A 781-nucleotide genomic window follows, 5' to 3' on the forward strand; every position below is an offset into this window, starting at 1 on the left:
CCTTGTCGGCATGGGACAGCTTGGTCAGGTCGGCACGAGGTGGTTTCGGTGGCATGCCTACATGATGCGGCAATTGCCAAGAGTTTACAACTTTTGATTGCTCTGGTCATTCAGGCTGAACAGTTACCCGATAACTTTCCATTCTAACCCCCCAACCCTCACCGTGACCGGTCCAGTCACACCTGTAACGGTCGCCTGATTAATGGCAGATTGACTAGCTGAGCGCGCCATGCTTGCCATGTCAGACGGAGTATAAGCCTTGGGATCAAATACAGTTTTGGTAGTCTCGGCTTTCCCAGGAAGATTATACTTCACTTCGTAAATTCCATCGGTACCGGGAACCTTCGTAGAACTAACCTCCGTCCCGCCATTCTTGGCCAAGGCATCTTTGAAGGCCGCCATATCATGAGTGCCATAAATGTTCTTTCCCTGAGTCAAGCCACCCTCATCGAGTAAGTGAACATCCACGGAGCTATTTCCTAATCGCATAGTCCCTTGCGCATTAGGTGTGACACTCGCCGGTGGCGTGTAGCCATCAAACCCAATTCCTGACGAGCCAGCCGGGCGCGCACCATTTCCTACAGGCGCATCAGGCAGCAGAATATCAGGAATCGACATGTTTGCAGTCGAGCTAGTAACAGCTCCCCCATTTGCCCGGCTCTATGCCGTTTTGAGTGGAACTGGACAGCCGGCACGGTAGATGGTAGATCGCAACGGAGCGGCGGCTGGTTGTAGTGGATTGGCCGGAAGGTTTTTAAACTTGGACATGCGAAGGTAGGCG

The 781-nt window shown here is 52.6% G+C and carries 1 protein-coding gene; it reads right to left on the reverse strand.

Annotated elements, in window-relative coordinates; translation table 11 throughout:
• Window positions 1-123 precede the first annotated feature (123 nt).
• Window positions 124-618, reverse strand: a complete 495-nt coding sequence (locus tag F1735_RS33930) for a CdiA family toxin C-terminal domain-containing protein (RefSeq protein WP_167241435.1) — start codon at window positions 616-618, stop codon at window positions 124-126.
• Between the last annotated feature and the right edge of the window lie 163 nt (window positions 619-781).

Origin of the sequence: Massilia genomosp. 1 (assembly GCF_011682185.1) — a bacterium.
In the GTDB taxonomy this organism is placed as follows: domain Bacteria; phylum Pseudomonadota; class Gammaproteobacteria; order Burkholderiales; family Burkholderiaceae_D; genus Telluria_A; species Telluria_A rubra.

Coding starts and splice junctions, on each gene's coding strand:
- F1735_RS33930 (WP_167241435.1), bottom strand. CDS start 618: ATGTCGATTCCTGATATTCTGCTGCCTGATGCGCCTGTAGGAAATGGT.